Origin of the sequence: Delftia sp. DT-2 (assembly GCF_028401915.1) — a bacterium.
In the GTDB taxonomy this organism is placed as follows: Bacteria; Pseudomonadota; Gammaproteobacteria; order Burkholderiales; family Burkholderiaceae_C; genus Comamonas; species Comamonas tsuruhatensis.
This window is the reverse complement of the sequence record NZ_JAQOTI010000007.1, coordinates 350,724-367,950: the sequence shown is the minus strand read 5'-3', so window position 1 is coordinate 367,950 and position 17,227 is coordinate 350,724. Positions and strand designations below refer to the sequence as shown.

Genomic DNA, 17,227 nt, shown 5'->3' with positions numbered 1-17,227 from the left:
GTCTGCGGTGTATCCATCTGTAAGACATCGGCGCACAAGGGCGTCATATATGTCTGATCACAAGGATTCGCGCCACACGCCGCGCTGCCAACCCCGGCGATGGCAGCACCAAGACACAGCGCTTGCCGGTTCACAGCGCCTGCCGGCCGCGGAGGCTGTCGCCCCGCAGTCCGCCTGTCTTACTGCGGCTGGAAGCCGCTGGTCTGGATGATGCGTTTCCAGACCTGGGTATAGGCCTGCTCGCGCTCGGCCAGCTGGGCGGGCGGCATGTGGCCCACGGTCAGGCCCAGGGCGGTGAGCTGCTCGTGCACATCGGGCTGCTTGAGCACGGTGGCCACGGCGGCGGAGAAGCGGTCGATGAAGGCCTGGGGCGTGCCGCGCGGCGCGTAGATGCCGTAGTAGGGCGTGTCCTCGAAGCCCTTGACGCCCTGCTCGGCCAGCGTGGGCACTTCGGGCATGGTGGCCTGGCGGCGCGTGCCCAGCACGCCGATCACGCGCAGCTTGCCGGCCTTGTGGTTTTCCATGAAGTCCTGCACCGAGGCGATGCCGGCCGGGATCTGGTTGCCCAGCATGTCGGCCAGCATGGGCGCGCTGCCCCGGTAGGGCGCGGCCACCAAGTCCAGCCTGTAGTGCTCGCCCAGCAGCCTGACCAGGAATTCCGGCGTGGACGCGGGCGCGGGTATGCCTATGCTGCCGCGCTTTGCGCCCTGGCGCACCCACTCCACATACTCGGCGAGGTTGCGCGCCGGCGTGCTGGCGGAGACCGCCAGCGCGTTCACGAAGGTGGCAAAGCCGGCCACGGGAACGAAGTCATGGGCCGAGTCGAAGCCCGGCTTCTTCACCACCTGGGGCAGGATGGAGATGGTGTGGTCATGCGTGAGGAACAGCGTGTGGCCATCGGCCGCAGCCGCCTTGAGCTGCTGCGCCGCGATCTGGCCGCCCGCGCCGGGGCGGTTGTCCACCAGCACCGTGGTGCCCAGCACGTCCTTGAGCCGGTCGGCCAGCAGGCGTGCGATGGCATCCGTGCCGCCGCCCGGCGGAAAGCCCACCAGGATGCGGATGGCCTGCCCGGGCTGTGCCCAGGCCAGCGGAGCCAGGGCCGACGAGGCGGCAACGGCAGTCACTGCGCCGGCGGCGCGCAGCGCGCCGGTCAGCAGTTGGCGGCGGGAGGATGTCATGGCGTGGCTCCGGCGAACGGGGGGATCAGCCCAGGCGTGCGTTCAGGCGTGCGTTCAAGCGCGCCTGGTGGCCTGCCAGCTGCTTGCGCACCTGGGCCGGCGCCGTGCCGCCCAGGGTGTTGCGCGCATTGAGCGAGCCTTCCAGGCTGAGCGCCTCGAAGACATCGGCCTCGATGCCGGGGTTGAAGGCCTGCAGTTCGGCCAGCGGCAGCTCGGTCAGGTCCACGCCCTTTTGCGAGGCCAGCTTGACGGCATGGGCCACGGTCTCGTGCGCGTCGCGGAAGGGCAGGCCCTTCTTGACCAGGTAGTCGGCCAGGTCGGTGGCCGTGGCGTAGCCCTTGAGCGCGGCGGCGCGCATGGCTTCGGCGTTGACGGTGATGCCGCCCTTCTTGCCGCCCGTGGCCGGGTCGGCCTGGCCGCCGATCATCTCGGCGAAGATGCGCAGCGTGTCCTTCAGGGTGTCCACCGTGTCGAACAGCGGCTCCTTGTCTTCCTGGTTGTCCTTGTTGTAGGCCAGGGGCTGGCCCTTCATCAGGGTGATCAGGCCCATCAGGTGGCCGACCACGCGGCCGGTCTTGCCGCGCGCCAGTTCGGGCACGTCGGGGTTCTTCTTCTGCGGCATGATCGACGAGCCCGTGGTGAAGCGGTCGGCGATGCGGATGAAGCCGAAGTTCTGGCTCATCCAGATGATCAGCTCTTCGGACAGGCGGCTCACGTGCACCATGCACAGGCTGGCGGCCGAGGTGAATTCGATGGCGAAGTCGCGGTCGCTGACGCCGTCCAGCGAGTTCTGGCAGACGCCTTCCATGCCCAGGGTGCGGGCCACGCGCTCGCGGTCCAGCGGGTAGGTGGTGCCGGCCAGGGCGGCGCTGCCCAGCGGCAGCACGTTGACGCGGCGGCGCAGGTCCAGCATGCGCTCGGCGTCGCGCTTGAACATTTCCACATAGGCCAGCAGGTGGTGGGCAAAGCTCACGGGCTGGGCCACCTGCAGGTGGGTGAAGCCGGGCAGGATCACGTCCACGTTCTTCTCGGCCACTTCGACCAGGGACAGCTGCAGCTCGCCCAGCAGGCCTTCGATGAGGTCGATCTCGCCGCGCAGCCACAGGCGCACGTCGGTGGCCACTTGGTCGTTGCGGCTGCGGCCCGTGTGCAGGCGCTTGCCGGCGTCGCCGACCAGCTGGGTCAGGCGGGCCTCGATGTTCAGGTGCACGTCTTCCAGGTCGAGCTTCCACTCGAACTGGCCGGACTCGATCTCCTGCGTGATCTGCGCCATGCCCTTGCGGATGGCTTCATGGTCGGCGGCGGCGATGATGCCCTGGGCCGCCAGCATCTCGGCATGCGCCAGGCTGCCCGTGATGTCGGCCTGCCACAGGCGCTTGTCGAAGAACACGCTGGAGGTATAGCGCTTGACCAGATCGCTCATCGGCTCTTCGAAGAGAGCGGACCAGGCCTGGGCCTTGGTATCGAGCTGGTTGTGCGAGGCGGACGTTGGTTGATTGGCAGACATGTGAGGACGCGATCTTCGATGGGGCTGTGCAGGCAGCGCAGGCGGCGGGCGGCATCGCCCCCCGGCGCAGGCAGGAAGCGAAGATTCTATCGACCTGGGCGGCGCCACGCCCGTGCAGGGGCCTACACGGGCCTGCATGGGCGTGCATGGGTGTGCATGGGCGGTGTGACCGCTGTGCAGGCCCGCCCGGCATGACCATAATCCGGGCATGCGGCGCGAACCCCACCCGCCGAAACACTACCTGCCGCCCCTTGCCGACCCAGCCGACCCCCACCACTGCCCCCCCGCCCCTGCCCGCGGCGCTGGTCTTTGACGCCTGCAACGTAGGCGTGGTGCTGCGCGCCGTGCTGTTTGTGCAGGCCGTGGTGGCAACGGCCTCGATGTTCGGCGCCGACTCGCCCCTGCAGTGGCTGCAGGGCATGGCCCTGCTGACCGGCGCCTGCCTGCCCGGCACGCTGGTCTGGCTGGTGGCCGCCTGCCTGCTCAAGCACCCGCTGCAGCGGCTGCCCGCCTCCGGCCAGTACGCGGCCGGCGTGCTGCTGGGCATGGCGGCCGGGCTGTATGCCTGCGCCATGCTGCACCTGGCCGGCGGCACCAGCGCCCCCTGGCTGGCCAGCGCCGTGTCCGGCGGACTGCTGGCAGCCCTGCTGGTCGCAGCCCTGGTGCTGCGCGCACGCGGCCACGCACCCGCCGACACGCAGGCGCGGCTGGCCGAGCTGCAGTCGCGCATACGCCCGCATTTCCTGTTCAACACGCTCAACAGCGCCATCGCCCTGGTGCGCGCCGAGCCCGCCAAGGCCGAGGCCCTGCTGGAGGACCTCAGCGACCTGTTCCGCTATGCGCTGGCCGAGCCGCACAGCACGACCACGCTGGCCGAGGAGATCGAGCTGGCCCAGCGCTACCTGGCCATCGAGCAGGTGCGCTTTGGCGAACGGCTGCAGGTGCGCTGGCAACTGGACCCTGCCGCCCACGGCGCCCTGCTGCCGCCGCTGCTGCTGCAGCCGCTGGTGGAAAACGCCATACGCCATGGCGTGGAGCCCAGCGCACGCGGCGGCAAGCTGCAGGTGCGCACCGAGCGCCGTGGCGATCTGGTGGAGGTGCGCATCACCAACACCCTGCCCTCCGAGATCGATTCCGCCAGCGCAGCCGGCACGCGCGGCAACGGCATTGCGCTGGCCAATGTGCGCGCCCGGCTGTCGCTGCTGCACGACCTGCAGGCCCACCTCACGGCGCGCACGCTCAACGGGCATTTCGTGGTGCGCATCAGCCTGCCGCTGGCACCGCCTGCCAGCCAACCCACGAAGGCTTTATCGAAGAAGAAGCACCATGCACATCCTGATCGTTGACGACGAAGCCCTGGCCCGCGCGCGGCTGCGCACCCTGCTGGCCGACGTGCAGGCATGCACGGGCAGCGGCCCGCACCAGGTCAGCGAGGCGGCGGACGCCCGCCAGGCCATGGCCGTGCTGCAGGCACCGGGCCCGCGCCCCGTGGAGCTGGCACTGCTGGACATCCACATGCCCGGCCAGGACGGCCTGGCCCTGGCCCATATGCTGCGCCGCCTGCCGCTGCCGCCTGCCGTGGTCTTCGTCACCGCCCATGCCGGCCACGCGGTCGAGGCCTTCGACCTGGATGCTGCCGACTACCTGACCAAGCCCGTGCGCCGCGAACGCCTGCAGCAGGCCCTGGCCAAGGCCGCGCGCACGGCCGCGCACCAGACGGCCGAACGCGACGGCGGCCCCGTGCTGCTGATACAGGACCGGGGCGCCACCGTGCGCCTGCCCCTGTCGGAGGTGCTCTACCTCAAGGCCGAACAGAAATACGTGACCGTGCGCACCGTGGGCCGCAGCTACATCCTCGACGGCGCCCTGGCCGACCTGGAGGCCCGCCACGCTGACCACCTGCTGCGCGTGCACCGCAACGCCCTCGTGGCACGCAGCGCCCTGCGCAGCCTGGAGCGCCACGACGACCCCACCGAAGGCGAAGGCTGGGCCCTGCGCCTGCACGGCATCCCCGAACTGCTCATGGTCTCGCGCCGCCAGCTCCCCCAGGTCCGCGCCGCCATCCGCGACGAAGGACAGCCCGGCTGAGGCGCAGGGCTCAAGGAGCCCGGCCCAAGACAGCCCCCCGCGTCAGAAAGCACGCCCGCAACACAAGCATGGCCCAACGCGAGGGACACCGAGCAAGGGCCGCCCCGCAGCGAGGGTGTCGTCCCCCTCGGGGGGAAGGCGCGCAGCGCCTCAGGGGGCTACATTTTTCTAGACAGATCCCACATCGCATCCACCAGCAGATCGATGTCCCGCGCGTCATGCCACAGGTGCGTGGACACGCGCACGCCGTAGTGGTCTGCCGCCGCGCCGATCACGGGGAAGTTGGAGTTGCGGATCACGAAGCCCTGCGGATAGTCGCTGAGCATGCGCGCCACGAAGGTCGAGGACTTGGTCCCGTTCATCACGTCGTCCTTGTTCTGGAACGGGTTGAAGCAGGTCAGCGCCGACAGCAGCTTGGGATCGTCCTTGGGCGAGTACAGCGAGTCCACGCCCCAGCGCTCGACGATCTTTTCCTTGAGGTAGGACGACAGCGTCAGGTCATAGGTCTCGATCTTCTTGCGACCGATGCTGTCCCACTGCGCGCAGGCCTGGGCCAGCGCCATGAACATGGGCGTGTGCACGCTGCCGCAGGAGGTGACCGAGGCGGCGATGTCGTAGGTCTCCTTGGCCGTGGTCGTGCGCTCCAGCGCCGGGTAGGCGCTGGTGTGCACCGGGTACCACTTGGGCAGGGGCAGCGGGTTGGAGGCGCGGATCTTGTTGCGGATGATGAGGATGCCCGTGGAGCCCGGGCCGCACTGCCACTTGTGGCCCGCGCCCGACATGAAGTCCATGCCCAGCTCCGCATAGTTGTAGGCCATCATGCCCGGCAGGTGGGCGCCGTCCACGATGCTGATCAGGCCGTGCGCCTTGACCACGCCCATCAGGTCGGCAATGGGCAGCATGGTGCCGGTCTTGTAGGTGGGAGAGGACCACATCATGGCGCGCACGCGCTTGCCCTGGGCCTTGAGCGCGCGGATGCGCTCGTCGAACAGGTTCACGTAGGTGGCGGCCGTCTGGTTGTTGCCCACGGGCAGCGCAATGCGCGAGACCTCGATGCCGTAGCGGTCCTGGGCGATCTTCAGCGGCGTGTCGCCGCCGCCGTGCTCGTGGTTGGTGGTCACCACCACGTCGCCACGCTGCCAGTCGATGCCCAGGATGGCGTGGCACATGCCCGAGGAGGTGTTGGCCGAGAAGGCCAGTTCGTCGGCATCCACGCCAAAGCCCGGCGCCACCTGCTTGCGCAGGTCCAGCAGGTTGCTGTAGCCGTTGCCCGAGTCGGCGGCCTTCTTGCGGTTTTCGGTATCGAACACATCGAGCACCAGCTTGGGCATGGAGCCCGCCGTGCCGATGTTCATGTAGGTCTTCTCGGGCTTGAGGATGAACATGCTCTGCACGTCGGTCCAGAAGGCCTCGTCACGCATGAGCTGCTCGCGCAGCGCAGCGGCCGAGGTCTGGGCATTGCCGCTGCCGCAGGCAGCCAGCAGTGGGCCCAGCGTGGCTGCGCCGGTGCCGTAGCCCAGCATGCGCAGGAAGTCGCGGCGCTTGGAAGTCCAGCGCGCGGGATAGCCGGATTCGCCGGCGGCCGCAGTGGCGGTCAGGGATGCGGCCTGCTCGGCCGCGATCTGGGGGTGTCGTGCGTTCATGCGGTCCTCCTGTCGTTGCGCAAGCGGTCAGCGGCGGCCGACGATGGCCGAGATTTCGATCTTCACATCGCGCGGCAGGCGCGCCACCTCCACCGTGGCCCGAGCGGGGGCGCCGGTCTTGAAGTACTCGCCATAGACCTTGTTCATGGCGGCGAACTCGTTGAGGTCCTTCATGAAGACCGAGGTGGACAGCACATCCTCATAGCCCAGTCCCTGGGACTTGAGCTTGGCGCCGATGTGGTCCAGCACGGCGCGCGTCTGCTCCTCGATGGTCGTGCCCTGGATGGCCGTGCCCTGCGCGTTCAGCGGCAGCACGCCCGAGAAGTAGATCGTGTTGCCATGCGCCACCATCTGCGAATACGGGCCGATGGCCGGATAGATCTGCGTGGTGGACAGCACCTCGCGCTTGTGGGGCGCGGCGCAGCCCGCCAGCGTCGCTACCGCCGCCGCCACACCGCATGCCAGCGCCACGCGCCGCAGGTTCGATCGAATATCCATGGTATTGCCTTTCTGAAACAAGAATACAAACTGCCACTGCCGTGCCGCGCATTACTGCAACGGCGCCCCGGAAACACTTCGTCACCATTTAATTGGGTCATCGAAGGCGACATGAATCATTGACACAAAATGATTCGAATCAGTGATTTCACGGAGAAATTCTAGGCAGGGATCTGGAGCATTCGATAATGAATTTTCCCCTACGCACCACTACGCAGGACCGCTTGCGCAGTGCTACGCAGCAGGATAACTCTCTTCTGAAACAACGGCTTGGCACGGAACCTGCTCAACCGTAGCCAGGCATGTCAGACAGATGAGGGACGGCGCACCACAATACGGCAAAACCATTATTCAAGACCCCAAAAAGGGGACAACGCACCAAGAAAATGCATATCGGATTCCCTATGTCAATGGGATATTCTTTCGTGCGCGAAATATATTATCCATGGCATTTTCCTTGGGATATTCAAATTCCTTTTCCTGCGCGCGTGGATATGCAGCGCGCACAGGCTATTGGCAGATACGACGCCCGCCATTCAAGGTCCGCTGCCGGGCCCCGGCGCCATGCGCGCAAGCCCTGTTGACAAGGTCCGTGCACTGGGCGGAAAAGATCGTCGGTGCACCCCACACAGGCTCCCATGCAACTTCCGCTGAAACTTGCGCTTCTGTCGATTGCCGCCATCGCGCTGGCCCTGGGCCTGGTCGCGGTGACCGTGCAACACCAGACACTGGAGCTGGCCCGCCAGGAACGAGAGCTGGTCGAGACCGCCTACCTGCACAGCAAGGAGACCGAGCTGCGGCACTACGTGCAGCTGGCGACCACGGCGCTGGCACGCATCCAGTCCAGCGGCGAGGAGCCATCCGTGCAGCGGCGCCAGGCGCTGGATACGCTGGCGCGCATGCAGTTCGGCGAGGACGGCTACTTCTTTGTCTACGACGAACACGGCAACGTGCTGCTGGATGCGCGGCAGATGGGCCTGTCGGGCGTGGACCTGTGCGATCCCAACAGCCCGGGCGGCGCAGGGCCCGCCAGGATCATCCTGGATGCCGCGCGCAGCGGCGGCGGCCTGGTGCGCTACCAGTGGCAAAAGCCGTCCTCGCTGCGTACCGAGGCCAAGCTCGCCTACGTGGCCACGGTCCCCGAATGGGGCTGGTCGCTGGGCACGGGCCTGTACCTGGACGATGTGGAGCAGGCGCTGCGCCAGATCGACGAAAGCGCCCAGGCCAATATCGCGGCCACGCGCTGGCGCATCTTCGGCATTGCGGCGCTGTGCATCGTGCTCATCGGCGTGGCGGGGCTGGCGTTCAATCTCAGCGACCACCGCGTGTCCAGCACCAAGCTGCAGCGCCTGGCCCAGCGCGTGGTGCATTCGCAGGAGGAAGAACGCACGCGCGTGGCGCGCGACCTGCATGACGGCGTGGTCCAGGTGCTGGTCTCGTCCAAGTTCCTGCTGGAGACGGCCCAGGCCCAGCTCAGGCGCCTGGCCGCACAGGACCCGGCCACGGCCCAGCGCATGGTGGACCAGGGACTGGAGCAGCTCAACCACGCGCTGGTGGAGATACGGCGCGTCTCCCACGGCCTGCGCCCCGCCCTGCTGGACGACCTGGGCCTGGCCCCGGCCCTGGCACTGATGAGCCAGCAGATGCAGGCCGAGGACGGCCTGCGCATGCAGTTCGGCTGCCGGGGCGAGACCCGCTTTCTGCCGCCCAGCCACGCCACGGCCCTGTTCCGCGTGGCCCAGGAGGCCGTGACGAATGCGCAAAACCATGCGCAGGCCACGCGCATCGACGTCAGCCTGCACTTTCAACGCCGCCGCGTGGTGCTGCAGGTCAGCGACGACGGCCAGGGCTTCGACATGCGCCGCGTGCAGCGCGACCGCCAGGGCGGCATCGGCCTGCGCAACATGCGCGAGCGCATCGAGGGCCTGGGCGGCCATCTGAGCATCAGCTCGGGCGCCCGGGGCACCCGGCTGGTCGCCGTGCTCTACCGCAGCGGCGGCATGCCGCTGTCTCCCTCACCGGAATTCGAACTCCCACAGGCCGCTGCATGAACCCCATGATCCGCATCCTCCTGGTGGACGACCACCCTCTTGTGCGCGACGGCGTGTCCATGCGCCTGCAGGCCACCGACCATATCCGTGTCGTGGGCGAGGCCGCCAGCATGGACCAGGCCGTGCCGCTGGCGCGCGAGCTGTCGCCCGACCTGGTGGTGACCGACATCCGCATGCCGGGCGCCAGCGGCATCGACCTGGCCGCGCTGTTCCGCGATCAGTTCCCCCTGGTGCGCGTGCTGGTGCTGTCCATGCACGAGGACCCCGAATACGTGCGGCGCGCCGTGGCACTGGGCGCGCGCGGCTATGTGCTCAAGGATGCGCCGGCGCAGCAGCTCATCGAGGCCATAGACCGGGTCTACGCCGGCGGCCTGTATTTCAGCCCCGGCCTGCAGCCCGTGGCCGAGGACGACGGCGCCGGTGCCGGCCCCCGGCGCGCCCTCACGCCGCGCGAGGCCAGCGTGCTGCAGTGGATCTCCGAGGGCCGCTCCAACAAGGAGATTGCGGCACTGATGGGCACCTCGGTGCGTACCGTGGAAACCCACCGGCTGCACCTGCGCCGCAAGCTGCGCATCGACGGCCATGCGGCCTTCATCAAGTACGCCGTGGACTATGCCGACCTGCTGGGCAGCACGCCCGTGCAGGCCGGTGCGGGATAGCCTGAAACGCCGCCCGCTCAGTGCGCGTGGGCCGCGCGGCTGACCACGGTGACCAGCACGATGCCCAGCATCAGCCAGCCCACCTGGGCCACGGTCTCGCGCGCGCTCAGGCGCTTTTGCAGCTGGGGAATCAGGTCGGCCAGCGCCACGTAGATGAAGCTGCTGGAGGCCACGGCCAGGAAGTACGGCAGCAGCTCCTGCAGCTGGCCGACCAGGAAATAGCCGCCAATGCCGCCCAGCGTGGTCACGGCCCCGGCCATGGACACCTTGATCAGGGCCACGCGCCGGTTGGAGCTGGACTGGCGCAGCACCACGATGTCACCCATGTGGTGTGGCACCTCGTGGGCCAGCACCGACACCGCCGCGATCAGCCCCAGGCGCATGTCGGCCATGAAGGCGGAGGCGATCAGCACGCCATCGCCGAAGCAGTGCACGCTGTCGCCGGTCAGCACCGCCCAGCCGCCGTGGCGGTGGCCATGATGGTGGCCATGGGAATGGTCATGGGCGTGGCCCTGGTGATCGTGATGCTCGTGGTGATCGTGCTCATGGGCCGGCGGCGCGCCGTGCTCATGCCCGTGGTGCCACAGCTCGGCCTTGGACAGCAGGAAAAAGAACACCAGGCCCACCAGCAGCGTGACGAACAGGTCGTGCGCGCCGGCCTCGCTCTCGAAGGCTTCGGGCAAGAGGTGCATGAAGGCCGTGGCCAGCAGCGCGCCCGCCGCCAGGCTCAACAGCCGCTGCGGCATCATGCCCGGCGAGCGGTTGCCTCCCAGCCCCATCAACAACGCGGCCACCCAGACGCTGCCAATACCGGCGGCCAGGGTGGCCAGAATGATTGCTACCAATGTCATAGCGATTTGTGCTTCAACCGTATGCCCTTGCAGGCGAAACCCGCGAATTCTCGCAGAAAGACCGGCCCCATCGCAGCCGTGGCCTGCGATCCCATGAAGGAAGCAGGCCACGGTGTCGGGTGCCCTCGGTTTCAGCCTACAGAAGCTGTCAAGCCCCCCTGCGCGAATAAAGTTGAAAGCTAGTCAGCAATACCTTAAAAACTGGCGCGTCCTCACACCAGGGACACCGAGGAAGGGCCTAGGCCGGCCGCGCCGCCCCGCACCGAGGGTGTCGCCGGTTGCCCGGACGCCCCCTCCCGCGAAGCGAGAGAGGGGGAAGCGGCGCAGCCGCTCAGGGGGTCACCCCATGCTTATTGAACCAGGCCAGCATTTTCTGCCAACCGTCGCGCGCAGCCTGCTCGCGGTAGCTGGGCCGGTAGTCGGCATGGAAGGCGTGTGGCGCCTCCGGGTAGATCACGAACTCCGAGGCCTTGGCCGCTGCCGAGCCCTGCTTGAGCGCCTCGCGCATGCGCTCCACGGATTCCAGCGGAATGCCCGTGTCCTGCCCGCCATACAGGCCCAGCACCGGCGCCTTGAGGCTGGAGACCAGCTCCAGCGGATGGCGTGGCTGCAGCGCGGTCTTGGCGCCTTCCAGCCGGCCGTACCAGGCCACGCCGGCCTTGACCGGGCCATGGGCCGCATACAGCCAGGTGATGCGCCCGCCCCAGCAAAAGCCCGTGATGGCCACGCGCGCCGTATCGCCGCCTTGCGTGCCCGCCCATTGCACGGCGCCGTCCAGGTCGGCCATGACCTGTTCGTCGGGCACCTTAGAGACCAGCTCGCTCATGAGCTTGGCGATCTCGGTATAGGTCTTGGGATCGCCCTGGCGCGCATACAGATCGGGGGCGATGGCCAGGTAGCCGGCACGCGCCAGGCGGCGGCAGGTGTCGGCAATGTATTCGTGCACGCCGAAGATCTCGGAGATCACCAGCACCACGGGCACATTCTTCTTGCCGGCGGGCGCGGCGCGGTAGGCCGGCACCTTGAAGCCGTTCACGGTGAAATGCACCTCGCCGGCCGTCAGGCCGTCGGCCGGCGTGGAGATGGCGGTCTGCGCCATCAGCGGCGTGGCCGCTGCGGCATAGCCCAGGCCCAGGGCCGTCTGCAATGCCAGGCGCCGCGTGGGCCCCTCTTCGCTGCTGCGCCCCGGAACCAGGGCCTTCAGGTCTTGCTGCTGATCGTCACGCATGCATCTCTCCTTGGTGGTGGTTGAGAACCGGCCAAGTCTACGATGCGCGCGTGAAGCTCAATGTGCCTTGTCCCAGTTGGGGCCGACGCCCACTTCGGCGAGCAAGGGAACTTTCAGTTCCGCCACGCCGGCCATCAGGCGCGGGATCTCGGTGCGCACCCAGTCCGACTCGCCTTCGGGCAGCTCGAACACCAGTTCGTCGTGCACCTGCATGATGACGCGGACCTCGGACTGCCTGGCATCGAGCTCGGCCTGCACCGCCACCATGGCCTTCTTGATCAGGTCGGCCGCCGTGCCCTGCATGGGCGCGTTGATGGCCTGGCGCTCGGCCGCCTTCTTGCGCGGGCCGCTGCCGCCGTTGATGTCCACCAGGTACAGGCGGCGGCCGAAGACGGTTTCCACGTAGCCGTGGTCGCGCGCGAATTCCACCGTCTCGTCCATGTAGCGCTTGACGCCTGGATAGCGCTGGAAATAGCGGTCGATGTAGGCGGCAGCAGCCTTGGTCTCTATGCCCAGGTTCTTGGCCAGGCCAAAGCTGCTCATGCCGTAGATCAGCCCGAAGTTGATGACCTTGGCATAGCGGCGCTGCTCGCTGCTGACCTGCTCCAGCTCCACGTTGAAGACTTCCGATGCCGTGGCCCGGTGCACGTCGCGGCCTTCGTGGAAGGCGCGCAGCAGCGACTCGTCGCCCGACAGGTGGGCCATGATGCGCAGCTCGATCTGCGAGTAGTCGGCGCTGGCGATCACATGGCCGGGCGCGGCAATGAAGGCCTCGCGCACGCGCCGGCCTTCGGGCGTGCGGATGGGGATGTTCTGCAGGTTGGGGTCGTTGCTGGACAGGCGCCCCGTCACGGCCACGGCCTGGGCGTAGTGCGTGTGCACCCGGCCCGTGCGCGGCAGCGCCAGCTGGGCCAGCTTGTCGGTATAGGTGCCCTTGAGCTTGGACAGGCTGCGGTGCTCCAGCAGCTTGGCGGGCAGCGGATAGTCCTCGGCCAGCTTCTCCAGCACCTCTTCATCGGTGCTGCGTGCGCCGGTGGCCGTCTTCTTGACCACGGGCATGCCCAGCTTGTCGAAGAAGATCTCGCCCAGCTGCTTGGGGCTGGCCAGGTTGAAGGGCTGGCCCGCGATGTCGTAGGCCTCCTGCTCCAGCTGCACGATGCGCTGGCCCAGATCGTTGCTCTGCCTGGCCAGCGTGGCGGCATCGATGAGCACGCCGTTGCGCTCTATGCGGAACAGGGCCTCGCTGGTGGCGATCTCCAGCTCGTAGATGCCGCGCAGGCCGTCGTGCGCCTGCAGCTGCGGCCACAGCACGCGGTGCACGTCCAGGGTCTGGTCCGCATCCTCGCAGGCGTAGGCGGCAGCCTTGTCCACGGGCACCTGGGCGAACGGGATCTGGTGGGCGCCCTTGCCGCACAGGTCTTCATAGCTGATGCCCGTGCGGTTGGTGTGGCGCAGCGCCAGGCTGGCCAGGCCGTGCGGGCGGTGCACTTCCAGCACATAGCTTTGCAGCATGGTGTCGTGCACATAGCCGTGCACCTCGATGCCGGCATTGGCAAAGACATGGCGGTCGTACTTGACGTGCTGGCCCAGCTTGGGCCGGGCCGCATCCTCCAGCCAGGGCTTGAGGCGCTGCAGCACTTCGTTGGCCGGCAGTTGCTCGGGCGCGTCGGGACCGGCATGGCGCAGGGGGATGTAGGCAGCGGCGCCGGGCTCCACGCTCAGCGAGATGCCCACGATCTCGGCACGCATCTCGTCCAGCGAGGTGGTTTCGGTATCCAGGGCCGTGAGTTCGGCGGCGTTGATCTTGGCCAGCCACTGGTCGAACGCTTCCCAGGTCAGCACCACGTCATAGTCCAGCGGGCGCTGCTGGACGGCCTCGGCCTCGGTGGTGGCGTCGTCGGATTCGGCCTGCTCCTGGGCAAACATGTCGCCCGTGGACTGGTCGGCACGCGGCTTGGCCGCTGGCTTGCGGCCGGCCTTGACGGCTTGCAGCGCATCGGGCTCGGGCGCGGCACCGCCGAGCATGCGCGCCAGCCCCTTGAAGCCGTAGCGCTCATAGAACTCGCGCAGCGGCGCGGTATCCGGCTCGCGCGGCGCCAGCGCGTCGAGCACGGGCAGGGTGGGCACTTCGGCGCTCAGGTCGCAGTCGGTCTTCATGGTGACCAGCTGGCGGCTCAGCGCCAGCTGGCCCGAGGCGATGGCATCGCGCAGGTTCTGGCCAGCCACGCCCTTGATGCCGTCGGCCGCAGCAATCAGGCCGTCGAGCGAGCCGTGCTCGGCCAGCCACTTGACGGCCGTCTTGGGGCCGACCTTGGCAACGCCGGGCACGTTGTCCACGGCATCGCCGACCAGCGCCTGGTAGTCGATCATCTGCGCAGGCGGCACGCCGAACTCGGCCGTCACGCCGGCCACGTCGCGGCGCTTGCCGCTCATGGTGTCCATCACCATGATGTGGGGATCCACCAGCTGGGACAGGTCCTTGTCTCCACTGGAGATGACCACGTTCACGCCCTGGGCGGCGGCCGTCTTGGCCAGGGTGCCGATCACGTCGTCGGCCTCCACGCCCTGGATGGCCAGCACGGGCCAGCCCATCAGGCGGACCACTTCGTGGATGGGCTCGATCTGCGAGCGCAGATCGTCGGGCATGGGCGAGCGGTGCGCCTTGTATTCGGGATAGAGCGCATCGCGGAAGGTGGGGCCGCTGGCGTCGAACACGCAGACCGCGTAGTCGGCCGCCACTTCCTTGCGGATCGCCTGGAGCATGTTGATCATGCCGCGGATGGCGCCCGTGGCGGGGCTTTCCGGGTTGCCGGGCTCGGCGCGCAGATCCGGCATGGCGTGGTAGGCGCGGTAGAGGTAGCTGGAGCCGTCGATCAGCACCAGGGTCTTGGAATTGCTCATGCGCCGATTGTGCACGCGCCGGCAGGGGGACAGGGCGGGACAGGGCCCGCCGCAAGACCTACAATGGAGCCCATGCGCGCCGCTCCACTTCTCATCCTCCTGAGCCTGGCCGCCAGCCCCGTGCTGGCCCAGAACCCCACGCCTGCCCCGGCTGCCTCCACCGCCCCCGCGGCGGCGACCGCCGGGCAGACCGCGCCGGACACGGCCAGGCCCGAGGCCCGCGACCGAAGCAACCAGCGCGTGGAACGCATCCATGTGGAAGACGAAGGCAGCCGCGTTGACGAACTGCGCGTGGGCGGCCAGACCCGAAGCATCACCGTGCAGCCCAAGGTCGGCGACATGCCCTCCTATGAGGTGCAGTCCAACGACGGCGCCCGCTCCTCCCGCAACCGCGGCGATGGCGACGGCACCAACGGCACGCGCGTCTGGAACCTCAAGAAGTTCTGATCCTCACCGGACTGTCCGGGCCCCGGGCCCGGCGGCATCCCAGGGGGCAGCACCTGACGGCGCTGCCCTCTTTCCATATCTGACGACAACGATTTCCGCCGAGCCGCGCTGGCCGGCAATGCAAACATGGCCGTTTTCACCGAAGTCTCCGACAAAGATGCGCGCGAGCTGCTGCGCCGCATGTCCCTGGGTTCCTTCAAGGAGCTGCGCGGCATCCAGGGCGGCATAGAGAACACCAACTACTTTCTCACCACCGAGCAGGGCGAGTGGGTGCTGACGCTGTTCGAGCGCCTGACGGCCGAGCAACTGCCCTTCTACCTGTACCTGATGAAGCATCTGGCGCAGGCCGGCATTCCCGTGCCCGACCCGCAGGCCGAGACACGCAGCGGCGACATCCTGCTGCGCGTGTGCGGCAAGCCCGCCTCCATCGTCAACCGCCTGCCCGGCAGGAGCGAGCTGACCCCCCAGCCCGCACACTGCGCCGCCGTGGGCGAGATGCTGGCGCGCATGCACCTGGCCGGCCGAGACTACGATCGCCAGCAGCCCAATCTGCGCGGCCTGCCCTGGTGGAACGAGACCGTGCCCACGGTGATCCCGCACATCGACGCACCCACCGCCGACCTGCTGCGCTCCGAACTGGCCTTCCAGAACCATGTGGCCGCCTCGCCCGCCTATGCGGCGCTGCCGCGCGGCCCCGTGCATGCCGACCTGTTCCGCGACAACGTGATGTTCGATGGCGAGCGCCTGACCGGCTTCTTCGATTTCTACTTCGCAGGCGTGGACAGCTGGCTGTTCGACCTGGCGGTGTGCCTCAACGACTGGTGCATCGAACACGCCACAGGCGCCCATGACGCCGCCAAGGCCAAGGCCATGATCGATGCCTACCAGTCCGTGCGCCCCCTGACCGCCGCCGAGCGAGAACTGTTCAACCCCATGCTGCGCGCGGGCGCGCTGCGCTTTTGGATCTCCCGCCTGTGGGATTTCCACCTGCCGCGCGAGGCCTCCATGCTCGTTCCCCACGATCCCACGCATTTCGAGCGCGTGCTGCGCCAGCGCCTGGCCCGCCCCGTGGCGCTGGACTGACGTCCCAGGCCGGCCACGACGCGGCTGCCGGAGGGCTTTGCGGTCCACGGGCCGCGCTTCCTCGGGTACAGTCCCCGTTCGGGCGCCAGCGGCGCGGCCCATGCCAGAGGCCATGCCCCATCCAGGCGCCCCGACTTCCTCACCCCATGAAACTTCTCATCGTTCCCGCCCGTACCGGCCTGCAATGGGTGCAGCAGGGCATCCGCACCTTCCGCCAGCAGCCGCTGGCGCTGGCGGCACTGTTCTTTCTGTCGATGGCGGCCATGTCGCTGGTCACGGTGCTGCCGCTGATAGGCCCCGTGATCGCGCTGGGCCTGCTGCCGGCCACATCGCTGGCCATGATGGTGGCGGCGGCCGAAGCCTCGCACGGGCGCGCGCCCACGCCGGCCCTGCTGCTGGTGGCCTTTCGCACCGGGCGCCAGCGCCTGAATTCCATGCTCACGCTGGGCGCCATGTATGCGGCAGGCTTCTTGCTGATCATGGGCCTGTCCATGCTGGTGGACGATGGCCAGTTCGCCAACGTCTACCTGGGCGGCGAACCGCTGACGCGCGAGATCGCCGAGTCGCCCGACTTCCAGGCCGCCATGTGGCTGAGCATGGGCCTGTACCTGCCGCTGTCCCTGCTGTTCTGGCACGCGCCGGGCCTGGTGCACTGGCACAACGTACCGCCGGTCAAGGCCGTGTTCTTCAGCCTGGTGGCGTGCGTGCGCAACATCGGCGCACTGGTGGTCTTCGGCCTGAGCTGGATGGGCGTGTTCATCGTGGCCGGCATCGTGATGGCACTGATCTCGGCCGTGCTGGCCCAGGTGCTGGGCGGCATTGCCAACGGCCTGATGATTGCCACGGCCATGCTGCTGGCCGCCATGTTCTTCACCTCCATCGTCTTCACCTTCCGTGACTGCTTTGCGGCGCCCGATGAAAGCGATGGCAGCGACGCCATCGGCACCGAACCGCCGCAGCCGCCCGGACTGTCCGGCTGACGCCTGCACGGCACCAGATCACCAGGCCCCTTTCGAGGGGCTTTTTCTTTGCCGTTTCTCTGTCGTGCCAGCGGCCACCCGGGCGTCCACATGACGCAGTCACTGTTGTGTCA

General features: G+C 68.1%; 14 protein-coding genes. 7 read left to right on the top strand and 7 right to left on the bottom strand.

The window, feature by feature from the left end; translation table 11 throughout:
• Positions 1 to 179 precede the first annotated feature (179 nt).
• Complete coding sequence (locus tag PO605_RS15080; RefSeq protein WP_047473957.1) at positions 180 to 1,178, bottom strand: Bug family tripartite tricarboxylate transporter substrate binding protein; 999 nt, start codon at positions 1,176 to 1,178, stop codon at positions 180 to 182.
• A gap of 25 nt (positions 1,179 to 1,203) precedes the next feature.
• Complete coding sequence (gene argH / locus PO605_RS15075; RefSeq protein ID WP_016445811.1) at positions 1,204 to 2,685, bottom strand: argininosuccinate lyase; 1,482 nt, start codon at positions 2,683 to 2,685, stop codon at positions 1,204 to 1,206.
• A gap of 191 nt (positions 2,686 to 2,876) precedes the next feature.
• Here argH and PO605_RS15070 point away from each other — a divergent pair, with 191 nt between their 5' ends.
• Positions 2,877 to 4,031 carry a sensor histidine kinase gene (locus PO605_RS15070; protein ID WP_026062438.1) on the top strand — a complete coding sequence of 385 codons (1,155 nt, stop codon included), beginning with the start codon at positions 2,877 to 2,879 and terminating at the stop codon, positions 4,029 to 4,031.
• On the top strand, positions 4,012 to 4,773 hold the full coding sequence (locus PO605_RS15065) for a LytR/AlgR family response regulator transcription factor (protein WP_047326600.1): 762 nt from the start codon (positions 4,012 to 4,014) through the stop codon (positions 4,771 to 4,773). The genes PO605_RS15070 and PO605_RS15065 overlap by 20 nt, the downstream gene beginning before the upstream one ends.
• 158 nt (positions 4,774 to 4,931) lie before the next feature.
• On the opposite strand, the gene PO605_RS15060 is transcribed toward PO605_RS15065, so the two are convergent.
• Both PO605_RS15060 and PO605_RS15055 read right to left on the bottom strand, forming a co-directional pair.
• Entirely contained in the window at positions 4,932 to 6,416 is a 1,485-nt protein-coding gene (locus PO605_RS15060; protein ID WP_047472882.1) for an aminotransferase class V-fold PLP-dependent enzyme, read from the bottom strand.
• A gap of 27 nt (positions 6,417 to 6,443) precedes the next feature.
• Complete coding sequence (locus PO605_RS15055; RefSeq protein WP_016445807.1) at positions 6,444 to 6,914, bottom strand: Rid family detoxifying hydrolase; 471 nt, start codon at positions 6,912 to 6,914, stop codon at positions 6,444 to 6,446.
• A 638-nt stretch (positions 6,915 to 7,552) separates the two neighbouring features.
• On the opposite strand from PO605_RS15055, the gene PO605_RS15050 reads away from it, so the two are divergent.
• Positions 7,553 to 8,965, top strand: coding sequence for a cache domain-containing protein (locus PO605_RS15050; protein ID WP_016445806.1), 1,413 nt, complete (start codon positions 7,553 to 7,555; stop codon positions 8,963 to 8,965).
• Positions 8,962 to 9,624: a response regulator gene (locus PO605_RS15045; RefSeq protein ID WP_047472883.1), complete on the top strand. Its 663-nt coding sequence runs from the start codon at positions 8,962 to 8,964 to the stop codon at positions 9,622 to 9,624. The genes PO605_RS15050 and PO605_RS15045 overlap by 4 nt, the downstream gene beginning before the upstream one ends.
• Positions 9,625 to 9,641: 17 nt before the next feature.
• On the opposite strand, the gene PO605_RS15040 is transcribed toward PO605_RS15045, so the two are convergent.
• From PO605_RS15040 to polA, 3 genes are all read right to left on the bottom strand, one after another.
• Positions 9,642 to 10,475, bottom strand: a complete 834-nt coding sequence (locus PO605_RS15040) for a ZIP family metal transporter (protein WP_016445804.1) — start codon at positions 10,473 to 10,475, stop codon at positions 9,642 to 9,644.
• 331 nt (positions 10,476 to 10,806) lie between these two features.
• Positions 10,807 to 11,703, bottom strand: coding sequence for a dienelactone hydrolase family protein (locus PO605_RS15035; RefSeq protein ID WP_016451120.1), 897 nt, complete (start codon positions 11,701 to 11,703; stop codon positions 10,807 to 10,809).
• A 57-nt stretch (positions 11,704 to 11,760) separates the two neighbouring features.
• The gene (gene polA / locus PO605_RS15030; protein WP_272206576.1) at positions 11,761 to 14,604 is read right to left on the bottom strand and encodes a DNA polymerase I; all 2,844 of its coding nucleotides are present in this window, start codon (positions 14,602 to 14,604) and stop codon (positions 11,761 to 11,763) included.
• A 72-nt stretch (positions 14,605 to 14,676) separates the two neighbouring features.
• On the opposite strand from polA, the gene PO605_RS15025 reads away from it, so the two are divergent.
• The 3 genes from PO605_RS15025 to PO605_RS15015 all read left to right on the top strand — a co-directional run bounded on the left by PO605_RS15025 (position 14,677) and on the right by PO605_RS15015 (position 17,114).
• Complete coding sequence (locus tag PO605_RS15025; RefSeq protein WP_016451118.1) at positions 14,677 to 15,051, top strand: hypothetical protein; 375 nt, start codon at positions 14,677 to 14,679, stop codon at positions 15,049 to 15,051.
• A 126-nt stretch (positions 15,052 to 15,177) separates the two neighbouring features.
• On the top strand, positions 15,178 to 16,134 hold the full coding sequence (locus PO605_RS15020; protein ID WP_016445800.1) for a homoserine kinase: 957 nt from the start codon (positions 15,178 to 15,180) through the stop codon (positions 16,132 to 16,134).
• Positions 16,135 to 16,280: 146 nt separating this feature from the next.
• Entirely contained in the window at positions 16,281 to 17,114 is an 834-nt protein-coding gene (locus PO605_RS15015; RefSeq protein ID WP_016445799.1) for a BPSS1780 family membrane protein, read from the top strand.
• The last annotated feature ends 113 nt before the right edge of the window (positions 17,115 to 17,227 follow it).